This is a genomic window from Streptomyces sp. NPDC005281 (assembly GCF_040607495.1).
Taxonomy (GTDB): domain Bacteria; phylum Actinomycetota; class Actinomycetes; order Streptomycetales; family Streptomycetaceae; genus Streptomyces.
Window position 1 is genome coordinate 210,454 of record NZ_JBEXGX010000006.1, and the last position, 15,317, is coordinate 225,770.

General features: G+C 70.4%; 13 protein-coding genes. 5 read left to right on the forward strand and 8 right to left on the reverse strand.

Annotated features, from left to right (window positions below):
- The first annotated feature begins 47 nt into the window (after positions 1 to 47).
- Positions 48 to 1,316 carry an MFS transporter gene (locus ABZV42_RS11520; protein WP_355983727.1) on the forward strand — a complete coding sequence of 423 codons (1,269 nt, stop codon included), beginning with the start codon at positions 48 to 50 and terminating at the stop codon, positions 1,314 to 1,316.
- Positions 1,317 to 1,323: 7 nt separating this feature from the next.
- On the opposite strand, the gene ABZV42_RS11525 is transcribed toward ABZV42_RS11520, so the two are convergent.
- The 6 genes from ABZV42_RS11525 to ABZV42_RS11550 form a co-directional block, all read right to left on the reverse strand.
- Complete coding sequence (locus tag ABZV42_RS11525) at positions 1,324 to 2,424, reverse strand: ionic transporter y4hA (protein WP_355983728.1); 1,101 nt, start codon at positions 2,422 to 2,424, stop codon at positions 1,324 to 1,326.
- 186 nt (positions 2,425 to 2,610) lie between these two features.
- The gene (locus tag ABZV42_RS11530) at positions 2,611 to 3,600 is read right to left on the reverse strand and encodes a TerC/Alx family metal homeostasis membrane protein (protein ID WP_355983729.1); all 990 of its coding nucleotides are present in this window, start codon (positions 3,598 to 3,600) and stop codon (positions 2,611 to 2,613) included.
- Positions 3,601 to 3,933: 333 nt separating this feature from the next.
- Positions 3,934 to 5,967, reverse strand: a complete 2,034-nt coding sequence (locus tag ABZV42_RS11535) for a TerD family protein (protein ID WP_356051742.1) — start codon at positions 5,965 to 5,967, stop codon at positions 3,934 to 3,936.
- A gap of 43 nt (positions 5,968 to 6,010) precedes the next feature.
- Positions 6,011 to 6,589, reverse strand: coding sequence for a TerD family protein (locus ABZV42_RS11540; RefSeq protein ID WP_355983731.1), 579 nt, complete (start codon positions 6,587 to 6,589; stop codon positions 6,011 to 6,013).
- Between the two features lie 159 nt (positions 6,590 to 6,748).
- Positions 6,749 to 8,881 (reverse strand): excinuclease ABC subunit UvrB, encoded by a 2,133-nt coding sequence (gene uvrB / locus ABZV42_RS11545; protein WP_355983732.1) that lies wholly within the window; start codon positions 8,879 to 8,881, stop codon positions 6,749 to 6,751.
- A 39-nt stretch (positions 8,882 to 8,920) separates the two neighbouring features.
- Positions 8,921 to 9,793, reverse strand: a complete 873-nt coding sequence (locus ABZV42_RS11550; protein ID WP_355983733.1) for an MHYT domain-containing protein — start codon at positions 9,791 to 9,793, stop codon at positions 8,921 to 8,923.
- Positions 9,794 to 10,071: 278 nt separating this feature from the next.
- On the opposite strand from ABZV42_RS11550, the gene ABZV42_RS11555 reads away from it, so the two are divergent.
- Together ABZV42_RS11555 and ABZV42_RS11560 are read left to right on the forward strand one after the other, a co-directional pair.
- Positions 10,072 to 10,938, forward strand: a complete 867-nt coding sequence (locus ABZV42_RS11555; protein ID WP_355983734.1) for a glycerophosphodiester phosphodiesterase family protein — start codon at positions 10,072 to 10,074, stop codon at positions 10,936 to 10,938.
- Between the two features lie 76 nt (positions 10,939 to 11,014).
- The gene (locus ABZV42_RS11560) at positions 11,015 to 11,569 is read left to right on the forward strand and encodes a methylated-DNA--[protein]-cysteine S-methyltransferase (RefSeq protein WP_355983735.1); all 555 of its coding nucleotides are present in this window, start codon (positions 11,015 to 11,017) and stop codon (positions 11,567 to 11,569) included.
- A gap of 62 nt (positions 11,570 to 11,631) precedes the next feature.
- On the opposite strand, the gene ABZV42_RS11565 is transcribed toward ABZV42_RS11560, so the two are convergent.
- On the reverse strand, positions 11,632 to 11,994 hold the full coding sequence (locus tag ABZV42_RS11565) for a cupin domain-containing protein (protein ID WP_355983736.1): 363 nt from the start codon (positions 11,992 to 11,994) through the stop codon (positions 11,632 to 11,634).
- 305 nt (positions 11,995 to 12,299) lie between these two features.
- Between ABZV42_RS11565 and ABZV42_RS11570 the strand changes: the two genes are divergently transcribed.
- The gene (locus ABZV42_RS11570) at positions 12,300 to 13,205 is read left to right on the forward strand and encodes a pseudouridine-5'-phosphate glycosidase (RefSeq protein ID WP_356051745.1); all 906 of its coding nucleotides are present in this window, start codon (positions 12,300 to 12,302) and stop codon (positions 13,203 to 13,205) included.
- Positions 13,206 to 13,276: 71 nt separating this feature from the next.
- Positions 13,277 to 14,200: a sugar kinase gene (locus ABZV42_RS11575; protein WP_356051809.1), complete on the forward strand. Its 924-nt coding sequence runs from the start codon at positions 13,277 to 13,279 to the stop codon at positions 14,198 to 14,200.
- A 63-nt stretch (positions 14,201 to 14,263) separates the two neighbouring features.
- On the opposite strand, the gene ABZV42_RS11580 is transcribed toward ABZV42_RS11575, so the two are convergent.
- Positions 14,264 to 15,058, reverse strand: a complete 795-nt coding sequence (locus ABZV42_RS11580; RefSeq protein WP_356051747.1) for a methyltransferase domain-containing protein — start codon at positions 15,056 to 15,058, stop codon at positions 14,264 to 14,266.
- Positions 15,059 to 15,317: the final 259 nt, after the last annotated feature.

A 15,317-nucleotide genomic window follows, 5' to 3' on the forward strand; every position in this document is an offset into this window, starting at 1 on the left:
GTAGTTGATCCGGCATGCACGACGTACGCACCGTAAGGGCGCCTTCCATGCTCCGGCTCGCGGCCGCCTCGCTCACCGGGACGGCCATCGAGTTCTACGACTTCTTCGTCTACGGAACCGCGGCGGCGCTGGTTCTCGGACCGCTGTTCTTCCCGACGTTCTCACCGCTGGCCGGCACGCTGGCGGCCTTCGGGACGTTCGGCGTCGGGTTCGTCGCCCGTCCGCTGGGCTCGGTGATGTTCGGGCACATCGGGGACCGGCGCGGACGGCGGCCGGTTCTGCTGGCCTCGCTGCTGCTGACCGGCGCGGCGACCGTCGCCGTCGGCTGTGTTCCCACCTACGACCGCATCGGTGCCGCGGCACCCGTGCTGCTGCTGGTGCTGCGTTTTCTCCAGGGGCTCGGACTCGGCGGCGAGTGGGGCGGGGCTGTGCTGCTGACGGCCGAGCACGCGCCCGCCGGGCGGCGCGGGCTGTGGTCGAGTTTCCCCCAGATCGGTCCGTCCCTCGGGTTCGTGCTGGCCAACGGCGTGATGCTGGCGCTGTCGTCGACACTGTCCGACGCGCAGTTCGCCCAGTGGGGCTGGCGGGTGCCGTTCTGGGCGGCGGGGGTGCTCGCGGCGGCGGGGCTGTGGCTGCGCAGTTCGCTCGAGGAGAGCCCGCGGTTCCTCGAAGTGGGGGATCACGCGCGCGTGCCGATCGCCGAGGTGGTGCGCGACCACTGGCGACTGGTCCTGCTGACGGCCGGCGGCCTCGCCGTCGGATACGCCGTCTTCTACGCGGTGACGACCTGGGCGCTCGCCTACGGAGTCGAGCGGCTCGGCGTGAGCCGCACCGTCATGCTGACCTGCATCATGGCCGCGGTGGTGGTGAAGGGGTCGCTGACGCCTCTGGTGGCCCTGCTGGGAGATCGCTACGGACGGCGGCCGCTGTGCCTGGCGGGCTGCGCGGGCGCCGCGCTGTGGATGTTCCCGATGATCGGACTCCTGTCGACCGGCGAGCCCCTGCTGATGTTCTTCGGATTCCTGGTGGCGCTCATCGCCTTCATCACCATGTTCGCGGTGATCGCCGCCTATCTGCCGGAGTTGTACGAGCCGCGGGTGCGCTGCACGGGCGCGGCCGTCGGATACAACCTCGGCGGTGTCCTCGGGGGCGCGCTCACGCCGGTCGTGGCGACGGCGGTGGCGAGCGGGGAGCGCGTGCCGTGGGGTGTGGCCGCCTATCTGACGGGGATCGCGCTGCTGAGCCTCGGGTGCTTCGCGCTGCTGCCGGAGACCCGGCCGGTGCCCAGGCTGTCCGTCGTGCCCGTCACGGAGTGAGAGTCGGTCAGGGATTGACGGCCAGTTCCAGATACGCGGCGAACACGACCAGGTGAACGCCTCCCTGAAGCGGAGTGGCCCGCCCGGGCACGACCGTCAGGGAGCTCACGACCACGGTCAGCGCGAGCAGCACCATCTCGGTGGCGCCGAGGCCGAGAACGAGTGGTCCGGAGAGCCAGAGAGAGGCCAGGGCGACGGCGGGGATGGTCAGACCGATGCTGGCCATCGCGGATCCGAGGGCGAGGTTCAGGCTGGTCTGCACCCGGTCCCGGCGGGCGGCGCGCAGTGCCGCGATGGTCTCGGGGAGCAGCACCAGCAGGGCGATGATCACACCGACCACGGAGTGCGGCATGCCGGCCGCCTCGACGCCGGACTCGATGGTGGGCGACACCCCCTTGGCGAGACCGACCACGCCGACCAGGGCCAGCCCGAGGAGCCCCAGGCTGAACCTGGTCTCCCGGGCGGTCGGTGCGTCGGCGTGGTCGTCCACGTCGATGACCTTGCCCTGCTGGGTGATCGGCAGGAAGTAGTCACGGTGCCGTACGGTCTGGGTCGCCACGAACAGGCCGTACAGCACCAGTGAGGCGACTGCGGCGAAGGTGAGTTGAGCGGAGGAGAACTCCGGACCCGGCTTGCTGGTGGTGAACGTGGGGAAGACGAGGCTGAGTGTGGCGAGCGTCGCGACGGTCGCCAGGGCGGCCCCGGTTCCTTCGGCGTTGAACACGGCGAGACCGTGGCGCAGCGACGCAACGAGCAGACACACGCCGACGATCCCGTTGCAGGTGATCATCACCGCCGCGAACACCGTGTCGCGGGCCAGTGTCGAGCTCTTGGCGCCGCCGTCCGCCATCAGCGTGACGATGAGGGCGACTTCGATGATCGTGACGGCGACGGCGAGGACGAGGGAACCGAAGGGTTCCCCCACGCGGTGGGCGACCACCTCGGCGTGATGGACCGCGGCGAGTACGGAACCCGCGAGGACCAGCGTCACCAGTGCGACGACGGCGCCGGACAGGTCGCGCCCCCAGGTGAAGGCCAGGAGCACCACCGCGATCACGGGCACCACGACGGTCCACCGTGTCACGAGTGACCTGAGCCGAACGATCATGCCGCGATCGTCGCAGCCACGGGCGTGCCCCGCACTCCGGAGGCGCGGGGCGCGCTCCGGAATCGCGGCGGCCCGACGCCGGCGGGCGCCGGGAGCGGTGAACGAGCGCCGCCGGGCACCGGGAGCGGTGGCCGATGATGCTCCACGCACCGCTCCCGGAAGTGACCGTCGCCGCGTTCGGCCTGGTCAGACGTCAACGCTCTCCTTCGAAGCGCTCTCGGTCCGCTCGCGCGCCGCCTGCTTCCTGGTGGCGGTCAGGCTGGTGATCGTCGTGACCACGAGGACCGCGCAGATCACGCCGAGCGAGACCGGGATGGATATCTCGGGAACATGGACACCGGACTCGTGCAGCGCGTGCAGGACGAGCTTGACGCCGATGAATCCGAGGATGACCGACAGTCCGTAGCTGAGGTGGACCAGCTTCTTGAGCAGGCCGCCGATGAGGAAGTACAGCTGCCGCAGACCCATCAGCGCGAAGGCGTTGGCCGTGAAGACGATGTACGGGTCCTGCGTCAGACCGAAGATCGCGGGGATCGAGTCGAGGGCGAAGAGCACGTCGGTGGTGCCGATCGCCAGCATCACGACCAGCATCGGCGTCATGACGCGCTTGCCGTTCTGGCGGATCCACAGCCTGGTGCCGTGATAGCGGTCGGCCACGCCGAACCGCTTCTCGGCTGCCTTGAGCAGTTTGTTCTCCTCGAACTCCTCGTCGTCCTCGTCGGCGCGGGCCTCCTGGATCAGCTTCCAGGCGGTGTAGATGAGGAACGCGCCGAAGATGTAGAAGACCCACGCGAAGTTCGCGATGATCGCCGCGCCGGCGGCGATGAACACCGCGCGCAGGACGAGGGCTATCAGGACGCCCACGAGGAGCACGCGTTGCTGGTATTTCGAGGGCACCGCGAACTTCGCCATGATCAGGACGAAGACGAAGAGATTGTCGACGCTCAGCGACTTCTCGGTGATGAAGCCGGCGAAGAACTCCCCGGCCGGCTGTCCGCCCGCGAACAGGAGCAGTCCGAGTCCGAACAGCCCGGCGAGGGCGATCCAGACGACGGTCCAGATTCCGGCTTCCTTGATCGATACGTCGTGCGGCTTGCGGCCGATGAGGAAGTCGACCGCGATCAGTGCGGCCAGCCCCACGATGGTCAGGACCCACAGGGTCAGGGAAACATTCACTGCGCCTCCGGCAGTACGTAACGGCAGATTTTCAGCGTCGTTCGCCACCGGAGGTCTCTTCCACCCGCGGCCGGCGGTGCGCTGGATGCGCCCAGAGGCCCGCGGGCCGACGCCCCGGGATCCGACTCGATCCGTATTGACGGGTGCGTCGCAGCAGGTAGGGAGTACTCCCCTCCGTATGGAAAAAGAGTACCCGAATCACCAAGGAAAGGTAAAGGGGTTAGTAAAAGAAGAGCCAAGAGTGCAGGTCAGGGCACTTTACGGTTGCTTGGTGAAGCCGTTCGGGCCCCCGACGCCCGAAGGTGTGCGAGGCCCGGGACCGCCGGCGTCAGGTCAGCGGTTCCACGACCGGCGGGCCTCCGCCACTTGCGCGAGGACCTGCTGGAGCACCTGACTGTTCGCGGGAACGAGCGCGGGCTCGTACGTCCACGCGTGCCCGACCCAGGGATCGGCGAGATGGTCGTCGGGCACCGGTGTGATCCGCAGCAACGACCGCCAGAGGGGGTCGAGCAGCGGTCCGTACGCGGTGGCGTCCTCCCGGTCCGCCACCATCATCAGATGGACGCCGACGGCCGGCCCCTCGTCCGCGAGGTAGCGGAGCTGGGTGACGGCCCGGTCGTCGAAACCGTGCGGGAAGTCGTTGACGATCAGCAGTTGCTCGGCTGTGTCGAGATCCGGCGGCAGCGAGTCGGCCGCTCCCCCGCGCACCGCCATCTGCACCAGGTCGACCCGCTGGGTGAGACGGTTCAGTACGTCCGCCACACCCGTGGCGCCGGCCGCCGGAGGGCCGCCGAGCACCCCGGACCGCGTCAGGGGCGCGAGTGACGAGGCCCCGGTGCCGGCCGGGTCGATGACATGCACGGTGAACTCGCCCGCGGGATAGACCGCGAGCAGCCGAGCGGCGTGCGCCACGGCGGTGTCCATGGAGAGGCGGCGCACCTGGTCAGAGTCGGCGAGCGTGCCCTCCAGGGAGGTACGGCCGCTGTCGATCCACAGGCCGCGCTCCAGCGGCAGACGCACCAGCATGGGGATGCTCAGGTTCTCGGTCTCCGGCAGACGGAGGTCACCGAGCCTCAGCGCCATGGGGGTCTCCATGGGGGCGCGGTAGCCGTGCCAGACCGGGTTGTCCCAGCGTGCGTAGGCCATCGGCAGCGCGGGCTCCACGACCTCGGCCTCGGCGGTGAGCTGGGCGAGGTCCCGGTCGAGAGCGGCTCTGGCCTGGTCGACCAGCAGCGTGTGCTTGGCGCGGGCAGCTTCGCGAGCGGCGTCGCCCTGCCCTCCGATCCGGCTGCGCGGGTCGGAGAGGACCTCGTCGAGTTCCTTCTCCATGCGCGAGTCGGCGAAGTCGACGGCGCTGCGGTACGCGGCGACGGTCCTGGCCAGGTCCTCGAACATTCCCCAGACCTGGTTGTACAGCCGCTCCTCCATGGACCAGCCGGTCGCGTCGCCCGCGACGGGCTGCGCGGGCTGCCCGGGCTGGGCCGGCGGGGCGGTCGGCGGGGGCGGTGGCGGAGCGGAGGTCTGCCGGCCGGGATGGCTGTAGTCGACCGGGCCACCGGCGGTGGGCGGCGACGGCTGGGTGACCGGGGAAGGGTCGGGTTGCGCGGGGCTCCCTTGACGACCGGTCCCGCCGGCGCCGCCTCCCTGCGGACCGGGCATGTACGGATTCTGCTGCGGTGGCGCGGCCCCCGAGGGGCCCTGCTGCGGTCCTGCTCCGGCGTAGGGCGGCTGGTCAGGTCCCTGGGCAGGGGCGGCGGCCTGTCGCGACCGGTCCGAGTCCGGAGTGCGGGGCGGGGGCGCCGCCACCGACCGCGCCAGTCCCTGGGCCACCGCTTCGTTGATGCTGCCCGCGAGCTGCCGGGCCTCCGGAAGCCCCTGGTCGGCGAGGAGGTCGGCGAGTCCGCCCGCGTAGCCCTGGCCGACCGCGCGCACCTTCCAGGCGCCCTGCCTGCGGTAGAGCTCCAGGGCCACGACGGCGGACTCGGTGTCCAGTCCGGTGAGGGTGTAGCTGGCGACCTCGAGACCGTCGAGGCCGGTCACCGCGACGAAGGGGGCGGCGACGGCGCCGAACCGGACCGGTCCGCCGACGCCGGTGGGCAGCGCGAGCAGGACGCTGACCCGGTGCACGGCCTGCGGCAGGGCGTCAAGGTCGAAGGCCAGGCGGTGGTCGGCCGCCGCCTGCTTGGAGACCTCGAGCCCGGGGAGCGTGGGCGCGCCCGGGTGGGCCACCCACTCGACGCCCCGGACCCTGCCCTGCTCGTCGCTGAGCGTGACCCCTGCCACGATCGGCTTGCCGGCCGAGATACGGACCTCGAGACGGACCTGGGAGAGCGGGTGGTTCTGCCCCCTGACCAGCTCGGCCGTCATCGTCTTGTCCCCCTGTGTCGCTGTGTGCGTGTGCGCCGGCCGATCAGAGGTGCGGCAAGATGGCGGGCATCAGGTCCTGGAACGTGCGGCCGTTGGCCGGCGTGCCGAGGGCCGTCATCTGCCAGCCGGTTCCGGCGCGGTGCACCTTCGCCATGATCTGGGCCGTGTACTGGCCGCCGCCCGCCAGCGTGTAGCGGGCGAGCTCCTGCCCGTTAGTCTCGTCGACCAGACGGCAGGACGCGTTCTGCACTTCCTGGAAGGTCTGGCCCGTGAAGGAGTTCACGGTGAAGACGATCTGGTCGATGTGGACCGGGACGCGCTGGAGGTCGACGAGGATGGCCTCGTCGTCCCCGCCCTGGCCCACGCCGCCGACGAGGTTGTCACCGGTGTGCCGCACCGAGCCGTCGTCGCTGACGAGGTGACGGAAGAACACCACGTCGACGGGCTGCTTGTCCGCGAACAGCACGGCGGACGCGTCGAGGTCGATCTCCCGGGTGCGCGAGCCGAACAGGCCGCGCCGGGGAGCCGCCTGCCAGCCGAGTCCCATACGGACCGCGGTCAGCGTGCCCCCGTCGTTCTTCTGCAGACTGATGGCCTGACCCTTGGTCATGTTGACCGTCACGCGCTGTTCCCCTCTCGAACTGTCCCCTGTTGCCGCGGAGTCCGCGGATGAACAGAACCCTACGCAGCGGCACTGACAGCGCCGAACCCTGGGGCGGACTTTGTGTCGGTCTTGCAACACACCGCGCATCGGCCGGGTCCGACGCCGTCGACACGGCCGTCAGGCGATTCCCGCCTCCTTCATCTGCCGCAGTTCCTTCTTCATCTCCGACACCTCGTCGCGCAGACGGGCCGCGATCTCGAACTGGAGGTCGGCCGCCGCGGCACGCATCCGTTCCGTCAGGTCCTCGATCTGCTGGGCGAGTTCGGCGCCGGGGCGGTCGGTGGGCACCGCGTTCTTGTCCTTGGCGGACTTGGCGGCACGGTTCGCCTTGCCGCCCAGCGCGGGCACGGGGGCCTTGGCGCCCTTGCCGTCCTTCGTCCTGCGGTACCCGGAGCCGAGCAGCTGCTCGGTGTCGACGTCCTCGCGGGCGATCTGCGCCACGATGTCGTTGATCTTCTTGCGCAGGGGCTGCGGGTCGATGCCCCGCTCCTTGTTGTACGCGATCTGCTTCTCCCGGCGGCGGTTGGTCTCATCGATGGCCTTCTCCATCGCCGGGGTGATCTTGTCCGCGTACATATGGACCTGGCCGGAGACGTTGCGCGCCGCACGGCCGATGGTCTGGATCAGGGAGGTCCCCGAGCGCAGGAAGCCCTCCTTGTCGGCGTCGAGGATCGCCACCAGGGAGACCTCGGGAAGGTCGAGACCCTCGCGCAGCAGGTTGATGCCGACCAGGACGTCGAACTCGCCGGCCCGCAGCTCGCGCAGCAGCTCGACGCGGCGCAGGGTGTCGACGTCGCTGTGCAGGTAGCGCACCTGGATGCCCAGTTCCAGGAAGTAGTCGGTGAGGTCCTCGGCCATCTTCTTGGTGAGCGTGGTGACCAGGACGCGCTCGTCCTTCTCGGTGCGCTGCCGGATCTCGTGCACGAGGTCGTCGATCTGGCCCTCGGTGGACTTGACGACGACCTGGGGGTCGACGAGGCCGGTGGGGCGGATGATCTGCTCGACGTAGCCGTCCGAGCGGGAGAGTTCGTACTTCCCCGGGGTCGCCGAGAGATAGACGGTCTGACCGATGCGCTTCTGGAACTCCTCCCATTTCAGGGGGCGGTTGTCCAGGGCGGAGGGCAGCCGGAAGCCGTGGTCGACGAGGGTGCGCTTGCGGGAGGCGTCGCCCTCGTACATCGCGCCGATCTGCGGAACGGTGACGTGCGACTCGTCGATGACGAGCAGGAAGTCGTCCGGGAAGTAGTCGATCAGTGTGTTCGGCGGGGAGCCGGGCTCACGGCCGTCGAAGTGCATCGAGTAATTCTCGACACCGGAGCAGGAGCCGATCTGGCGGAGCATCTCGATGTCGTACGTCGTCCGCATGCGCAGGCGCTGGGCCTCCAGTAGCTTGCTCTGCTTCTCCAGCTCCGCGAGACGCTCCCCCAGCTCCTTCTCGATGTCGTTGACGGCGCGCTCCATGCGCTCGGGGCCCGCCACGTAGTGGGACGCGGGGAAGACGTAGATCTGGTCGTCGTCGCTGATGACCTCGCCGGTGAGCGGGTGCAGCGTGGACAGGGCCTCGATCTCGTCGCCGAACATCTCGATGCGGACCGCGAGCTCCTCGTACACCGGGAAGATCTCGATCGTGTCGCCGCGGACCCGGAAGGTGCCTCGGGCGAAGGCGACGTCGTTGCGGGTGTACTGGATGTCGACGAAGCGGCGCAGCAGGTCGTCGCGGTCGATCTCGTCACCGACCTTGAGGCTGACCATCCGGTCCACGTACTCCTGCGGAGTACCGAGGCCGTAGATGCAGGACACCGAGGCGACCACGACGACGTCACGGCGGGTCAGCAGCGAGTTGGTCGCGGAGTGGCGCAGGCGCTCCACCTCCTCGTTGATCGAGGAGTCCTTCTCGATGTAGGTGTCCGACTGCGGGACGTACGCCTCGGGCTGGTAGTAGTCGTAGTACGAGACGAAGTACTCGACGGCGTTGTTCGGCAGCAGCTCGCGGAACTCGTTGGCCAGCTGGGCGGCCAGCGTCTTGTTCGGTGCCATGACGAGCGTGGGGCGCTGGAGCTTCTCGATCATCCACGCGGTGGTGGCGGACTTGCCTGTGCCGGTCGCACCCAGCAGGACGACATCCTTCTCACCTGCGCGGATGCGCTTCTCCAGGTCGGCGATGGCCGTGGGCTGGTCACCGCCCGGCTGGAAGGAGCTGACGACCTCGAAGGGCGCCACCGAACGTTCGATCTTGGATACGGGCCGCATGGATCCACCGTACGACCCAGCACTGACAACCGGGCCGGATCACCTGCTCTGCGGGGTCCGGGAACGGCGGTAGGCGCGTTCCCGCACGGGGCGGACGGCCGGACGGCGGCCGGAGTGCACCGAGTGGGGATGGGCCGGGACGCCGGGACGCCGGATCTCCGCGGGGCGCCGGTCGGGCTTGCCCACGACCATCTGCGGATCGAACATCACGACGACGCCCGCCAGACACAGAAGGGCCAGGGGGCCGATCATCATGGGCGCGAGCAGTGAGGCGGCCGAGTCCCCTGCGGGGGTGCCGCCGGCGGGGCCGTGCAGATGCACGGTGAGCGCGGCCATCCCCATGTAGTGCATGCCACTGACGGCCAGCCCCATGACGAGACTCGCACCCACGCTCCAGAGGAACCCGCGCACCTGCCCGGCGGCCCAGAGGGCGGCGATGGCGGCCACGACGGCGATGACGACCGAGGCGGCGACGGTGAGGGTGTTGTAGGCGAGGTTCCCGTTGAGCCGCATGCCGGCCATGCCCAGGTAGTGCATCGACGCGATGCCCAGGCCGGTGACGGTCCCTCCGGTGAAGAGTGCCGTCCCGGTGGCGCCCTGGTAGCCGACGATGAAGATCCCGGCGCCGACCATCAGCACGGCGACACCCAGACTCGCGAACGTCGTCGGCCGGTCGTAGTGGACGGGGCTCTGCTCGACCGTGAATCCCATCATCGCGATGAAGTGCATCGTCCAGATGCCGGAGGCGATCGCGACCGAGCCGAGCGCGAGCCACCCGGCTCGCCAGGGGCCGCCTACGAGCATGGATCTGGTGGTGCAGCGAAGGCCCAGCGCCCCGCCCAGACAGGCCATGAAATACGCCACCAGTGGTGTGACGAGTCCGTAGGTGAAGCCGTCGACCGTGCCTTGCATGCGCGGCTGCCTTTCCCGCCCTGTTGCTCCTGGAACCGACCGAAACGCCCCCGCGGCCCGGACCGCCGGAGCGGACCGGTTTGAGGGAGAGATTACGACCCCACCGGAATGGTCGAACGATAATCCTGCAAACAATCACGACCTCTCCCCAGTTGTGCGGTGCCAGCGAGCGGACTTGGACAACTCCATTCAATCCGCGGCCACCTCCCTTCCCCCCTCCGTCGACTCTCTGCTGTCAGTCTTGTACTGTCCGTGATCGTCCGACGCGAGGAGAACGCATGCACGCGCGCGTTGCCGCCGCCACGACCGCCGCGCTTCTTGGGGGAGCCGTTCTGATACTGCCCAGCCCGCACGCCAAGGCCGGCGGCCGGATCACAGCACCGCTGGTCGTCGCCCACCGCGGCGCCTCGGCCTACGCTCCGGAGAACACTCTGGCCGCCATCGACCGCGCGGCCGAACTGGGCTTCGACTGGGTCGAGAACGACGTCCAGCGCACCCGTGACGGCCAGTTGGTCGTCCTTCACGACGCCTCGCTGGCCCGCACCACGGACGTCCAGGCGGTCTATCCCGGCCGAAGCCCCTGGAAGGTCAAGGATTTCACCGCGGCCGAGATCGCGCGCCTGGATGCGGGGAGCTGGTTCGGCCCGCGGTTCGCGGGAGCGAAGGTTCCGACGCTGCGGGAATACATGGAACGCGTCTCGCGCAACCACCAGAAGCTCGTCCTGGAGATCAAGAACCCCGAGCTGTATCCGGGCATCGAGCGGCAGACGCTCAGGCTCCTGAGCAACCAGGGCTGGCTGGACCCGTTGCATCTGCGGGACAGACTGATCGTCCAGAGCTTCAGCACGGACAGTGTCCGGACCGTGCACCGGCTGCGACCCGGCGTCACGACGGCCTTCCTGGGGACGCCCACGGTCGCGCGACTGCCCTGGTACGCGCGGTTCGCCGATCAGATCAACTCCGATCACCGCTCACTGGCGGCGGACTACGTCTCGGCGGTCCACGCGCTCCACGGCCCGCACGGCCCGATGAAGGTCTTCGCCTGGACCGTGGACGACGCGGCCACCGCGCGGCGTCTGGCCGGCTTCGGCACGGACGGCGTCATCACGAACACGCCCGACGTGATCCGGGCCGCTCTGCGCTAGACCACTGTCGTTCGGGTGCGGACCGGTTCGGGGCACACCCGGGGCGTTGTCAGTGGCGGGCCGTACGGTGGATCGCATGAACAGCCACGGGCGGTACGAGCAGCAGATCGTGTGGTCCGTCGTCGGCACGGACATCGGTCCCCTGCTCCTCGCCGCGACGCCCCACGGCCTGGTCAACGTCGTGTTCCACGCCTCGGACACGGTGCGCGACAAGGCGCTCGACCGGCTCGCGTCCCGTCTGGGCGGCGAGCCGGTCGAGGCGCCCGGGTCGCCGCTGCTGGCCGAGGCGATACTCCAGATCGAGGCGTACTTCGCGGGCGAGCGGCACGACTTCGACCTGCCGCTCGACTGGACCCTGATCTCGGGGTTCAACCGCGAGGTGCTCCGTGAACTGAACTCGGGCGTTCCGTTCGGTTCCGTCGTGGCCTACGGCGACCTGGCCGGGCGGGTCGGCGCACCCGGGGCGGCCCAGGCCGTGGGGGTGGCCATGGGCTCGAACCCGCTGCCTGTCGTGGTGCCCTGCCACCGGGTGGTCGAGAGCGACGGCGGCATCGGCGGTTTCGGGGGCGGCCTGGAGACCAAGCGGAGGCTGCTGGCTCTCGAAGGCGTCCTCCCCGAGCCGCTGTTCTGAGGTCAGGACGGTGGCCGGTGGTACGGACGCCGGGTGGAGCGTCCGTTCCGTCCCGCCGATCGTCAGAGACTGATGTGATACGCCTTGCGCAGCGTCTCGTGGACGGTCCACGTCGTGCGGTCGCCCTCGCGCAGGAACGCGGCGTCACCGGGGCCCACCTCGATGACGTCGCCGCCCTCCACCTCGATGGTGGCGCGGCCGCTGACGACGACGAAGAGTTCGTTGGCCTCGGTGTCGGTCACCACGCCGGGTGTGATCTGCCAGATGCCCCGCAACTGCTTGCCGTCGGCGGACTCCCACAGCACCTTGCCCGTCACGGCGGGGTCACCGGAGACGATCTGGGCCGGGTCCAGCGGCTCGGGATCGAGCTCCGCGTCGGGAATGTGCACGGCGAACGACGGCGGGGCCTCTGGGTACATGGTCATGAGCGGACACCCTAAGGGTTTGCTCTCCGCCGGGGGCGCCGAGGGTCGCTCCCGCGGCCCTGCCGAAGCCACTTCGAGAACGCCCCGCCCTGGAAGGTGGTTCCACCGGAACTGAAGAAGGCGATCCTGCACGACCGTGGCGGAAAGCTCTCCTGTCCGCGCCAGAACATGGCCGAGTCGTGGCGCGTTGTCCCCCTTGCTGCCGGGTCGGTGGAGTACCCCGAGGCTCGCGGGGGTTTGGCCGGGCGCGCCGCCCGCCAGAGATCCAGGGACGGGAACGTCGACCGACGACAGGAGGCAGGCGCGTGATCGTGACGTCCGAAGAGGTGCGGGAGGCGCTCGACGCGCGCCGGCCGGTGGTGGCCCTGGAGTCCACGATCATCGCCCATGGGCTGCCCCGCCCACGCAATCTGGAGGTCGCCCTCGAACTGGAGGACGTCGTCCGCGAGGAGGGCGCCGTACCCGCGACGATCGCCGTGCTCGACGGCCGGCCGCACGTCGGCCTGGACAAGGGCCAACTGAAGCGGGTCGCGAACGAGGACGGCATCCGCAAACTGGGCCACCGCGACCTGCCGCTGGCGGTGGCCGCGGGGGCGAGCGGAGCGACCACGGTGTCCGCTACGGCCCTGCTGGCGGCCCGCGCGGGGGTGCGGGTGTTCGCGACGGGAGGGCTCGGCGGTGTGCACCGCGAGTGGACGGTGACCCAGGACGAGTCCGCCGATCTGGGCCTGTTGGCGCGTACCCGGATCACGGTGGTGTGCGCGGGCGTCAAGTCGATCCTGGACGTGCCCGCGACACTGCAACGTCTGGAGACGCTGGGCGTGGCGGTGGCCGGGTACGGCACGGACCGGTTCCCCGGCTTCTATCTGTCCGACTCGGGGCACCCCGTGGACTGGACCCTCGACTCCCCCGAGCAGGTCGCGGAGGTGATGCGCGCCCAGGACGCCCTGCACGCCCCCGACTCCTCGCTCATCGTCGCGAACCCCGTCCCCGAGGAGGAGCAGCTCGATCCCGCACTGCACGCGCGCGTGCTCGCCGAGGCGCTGCACGCGTGCGAGACGGAAGGTGTGACCGGGCAGGCGGTGACGCCGTTCCTGCTGGCCTATCTGGTCCGGCGCACGGACGGCGCCTCGCTCGCCGCCAATCTGGCGGCGGTACGCGGCAACGTACGCCTCGCGGGACGGATCGCGGCGGCCTGGGCGGGGGCGTGAGCGACACGGACCGGGAGGTCCGGGCAGGCGGGGCGGGGCCGGCGGACCGGGGCGGCCTCTTCGAAGGCGCTCTGCTCGTCGTCGGGGACGTGGTCACGGATGTCGTGGCCCGGCATCGCGGACCGCTGGCGCCCGGCACCGACACGGTCGCCGCCGTGCGGACCGTGCCGGGCGGCGCGGGCGCCAATGTCGCGTGCTGGGCCGTGCACGAGGGCTGCGCCGACGTACGGCTGCTCGGCAGGGTGGGCCGCGACGCCGCGGTGTGGCACGAACGCGAACTCAGGGCGAGCGGCGTACGGCCTCTCCTGGTGACCGATCCGACGACACCGACCGGGACGGTGATCTGCCTGGTGGACGGCGGCGCCTCGGCGGAGCGTACGTTCCTCACGGACAGCGGGGCGTCATTGCGGCTGGCACCTGACGACTGGTCGCCCGCCCTGCTCGACGGGGTCGCACGGCTGCATCTGTCGGGCTACCTGTTCTTCTCCGCACCGAGCCGGGCGCTGGTGTCGGTGGTTCTGGAGTCGACGCGCACGCGTGGTGTGCCGGTGAGTCTCGACCCGGCGTCGGCGGGATTCCTCACCGACCTGGGCGTGGACCGCTTTCTCGAACTCTGTGCGGGCGTGGACGTCCTGCTGCCGAGCCGTGACGAGGCGTGTCTGCTGACCGGGCTGCCCAATCCGGCCGACGCGGCCGCCGAGCTGAGTCGCCATTTCCCCCTGGTCGTCGCCAAGCTGGGGGGTGACGGCGCCCTGGTGGCCCGTTCAGGATCCGTCCGGGCCCATGTCCCGGCGTTGCGGGCGACACCGCGGGACACGACGGGCGCCGGTGACGCGTTCACCGGCGCCTTCCTCGCGTCGCTGCTCGCGGGCGCCGGACCGCAGGAGGCGGCGAGGGCGGGGTGCGCGGCCGGGGCGATGGCGGTTGAGCGGGTCGGGGGAAGACCGCCGACGGAAGATTCCCGGCGAGGCGAGGAAGCGGCACCGGTCCGCTGAATGTCTCGGTCCCGCGAGGAGGTACTCGCGGGGCCCGGACCGGCTCCCTGCCCCCACCCTCGCTCAGCTCTTGCGGCCCCAGGCCGAGATCATCGGGGCGGTCGCCAGGTCCATGGACCCGGCGGCCACGTTCGCGAGGTGCTGGTCGATCTCCTCCTGGGTGGCCAGGCCGGCGGTGACGAGCTGGTCGCGGATCTGACGGACCGTGGCGGCTTCGAGCGTCGCGCACGCGGGTGACGTGACGGGGAAGTACGCTTCGGCCTCCACTCCCGAGAGCCCCGCCTCCCGGAGCAGCCGCGGGAGCTTGCGTCCGTAGGCGAGATCGGCACCGCGTTCGGCGAGCAGTTCGCGGAAGCCCTGGCGCAGCCGGTTCGCGAGCCGCTGCTCGGGGCCGTACTCCTCGGGGCAGAGCAGCGGCTGGAGGGCGGGGTCCGCGTCCTCGACGAGGAGCCGGCCGCCGGGCCGCAGGGCCCTGATCATCGACTGCAACGCGCGCTCCCGGTCCGGCACATGGACCAGTACGAGCCGGGCGTGCACGAGGTCGAAGCCCTCCCCCGGCGGTTCCTCGGCACCCACGTCGTGGACGCGGATCTCGACCGGCGGGCGTGCCACGGAGGCCGCCCACGAGGTGTCGATGTCGGTGGCGACGACCTTCCCCGTCGGACCCACCTTCTTGGCGAGCCAGGACACGACGGACGTGCCGCCCGCCCCGACCTCCCAGCACCGCCAGCCGGACCCCACGCCGAAGCGCTCCAGGTGCCGGAACGTCGTGGGGTCGAAGAGAGTGGCGAGGGCCTCGAAACGCCGGCCCGCCTCCGTCTGCTGGTTGTCGAGGAGATATCCGTCGGCTCGCGTCATGAGGAGATCATCCCAGTCGACCCGCTCGTGGCGGATCGGCGACGCTCCCGTTGTCGGCACGGGTGTCGGGCGATGGGGCCGTGCCGCCGCCCGGGCGCGACCGCCGGTTGGCACCGGTTGGCACGGTGACGTCGAGCCGTCCGGGCCCGCGGAGCCACCCAGGCCGTCCGGACAGCTCGGACCGCCGAGAGTGCCACGCCCGCCCAGACCCCTCGTACCGCCCGGACCCCTCGGAACCGCCAGGACTGTCAGCACCACC

Excerpts from the sequence above, each read along its gene's own strand:
- ABZV42_RS11520 (WP_355983727.1), top strand. The coding sequence starts at position 48 with ATGCTCCGGCTCGCGGCCGCCTCGCTCACCGGGACGGCCATCGAGTTC.
- ABZV42_RS11525 (WP_355983728.1), bottom strand. The coding sequence starts at position 2,424 with ATGATCGTTCGGCTCAGGTCACTCGTGACACGGTGGACCGTCGTGGTG.
- ABZV42_RS11535 (WP_356051742.1), bottom strand. The coding sequence starts at position 5,967 with ATGACGGCCGAGCTGGTCAGGGGGCAGAACCACCCGCTCTCCCAGGTC.
- uvrB (WP_355983732.1), bottom strand. The coding sequence starts at position 8,881 with ATGCGGCCCGTATCCAAGATCGAACGTTCGGTGGCGCCCTTCGAGGTC.
- ABZV42_RS11550 (WP_355983733.1), bottom strand. The coding sequence starts at position 9,793 with ATGCAAGGCACGGTCGACGGCTTCACCTACGGACTCGTCACACCACTG.
- ABZV42_RS11555 (WP_355983734.1), top strand. The coding sequence starts at position 10,072 with ATGCACGCGCGCGTTGCCGCCGCCACGACCGCCGCGCTTCTTGGGGGA.
- ABZV42_RS11560 (WP_355983735.1), top strand. The coding sequence starts at position 11,015 with ATGAACAGCCACGGGCGGTACGAGCAGCAGATCGTGTGGTCCGTCGTC.
- ABZV42_RS11565 (WP_355983736.1), bottom strand. The coding sequence starts at position 11,994 with ATGACCATGTACCCAGAGGCCCCGCCGTCGTTCGCCGTGCACATTCCC.
- ABZV42_RS11580 (WP_356051747.1), bottom strand. The coding sequence starts at position 15,058 with ATGACGCGAGCCGACGGATATCTCCTCGACAACCAGCAGACGGAGGCG.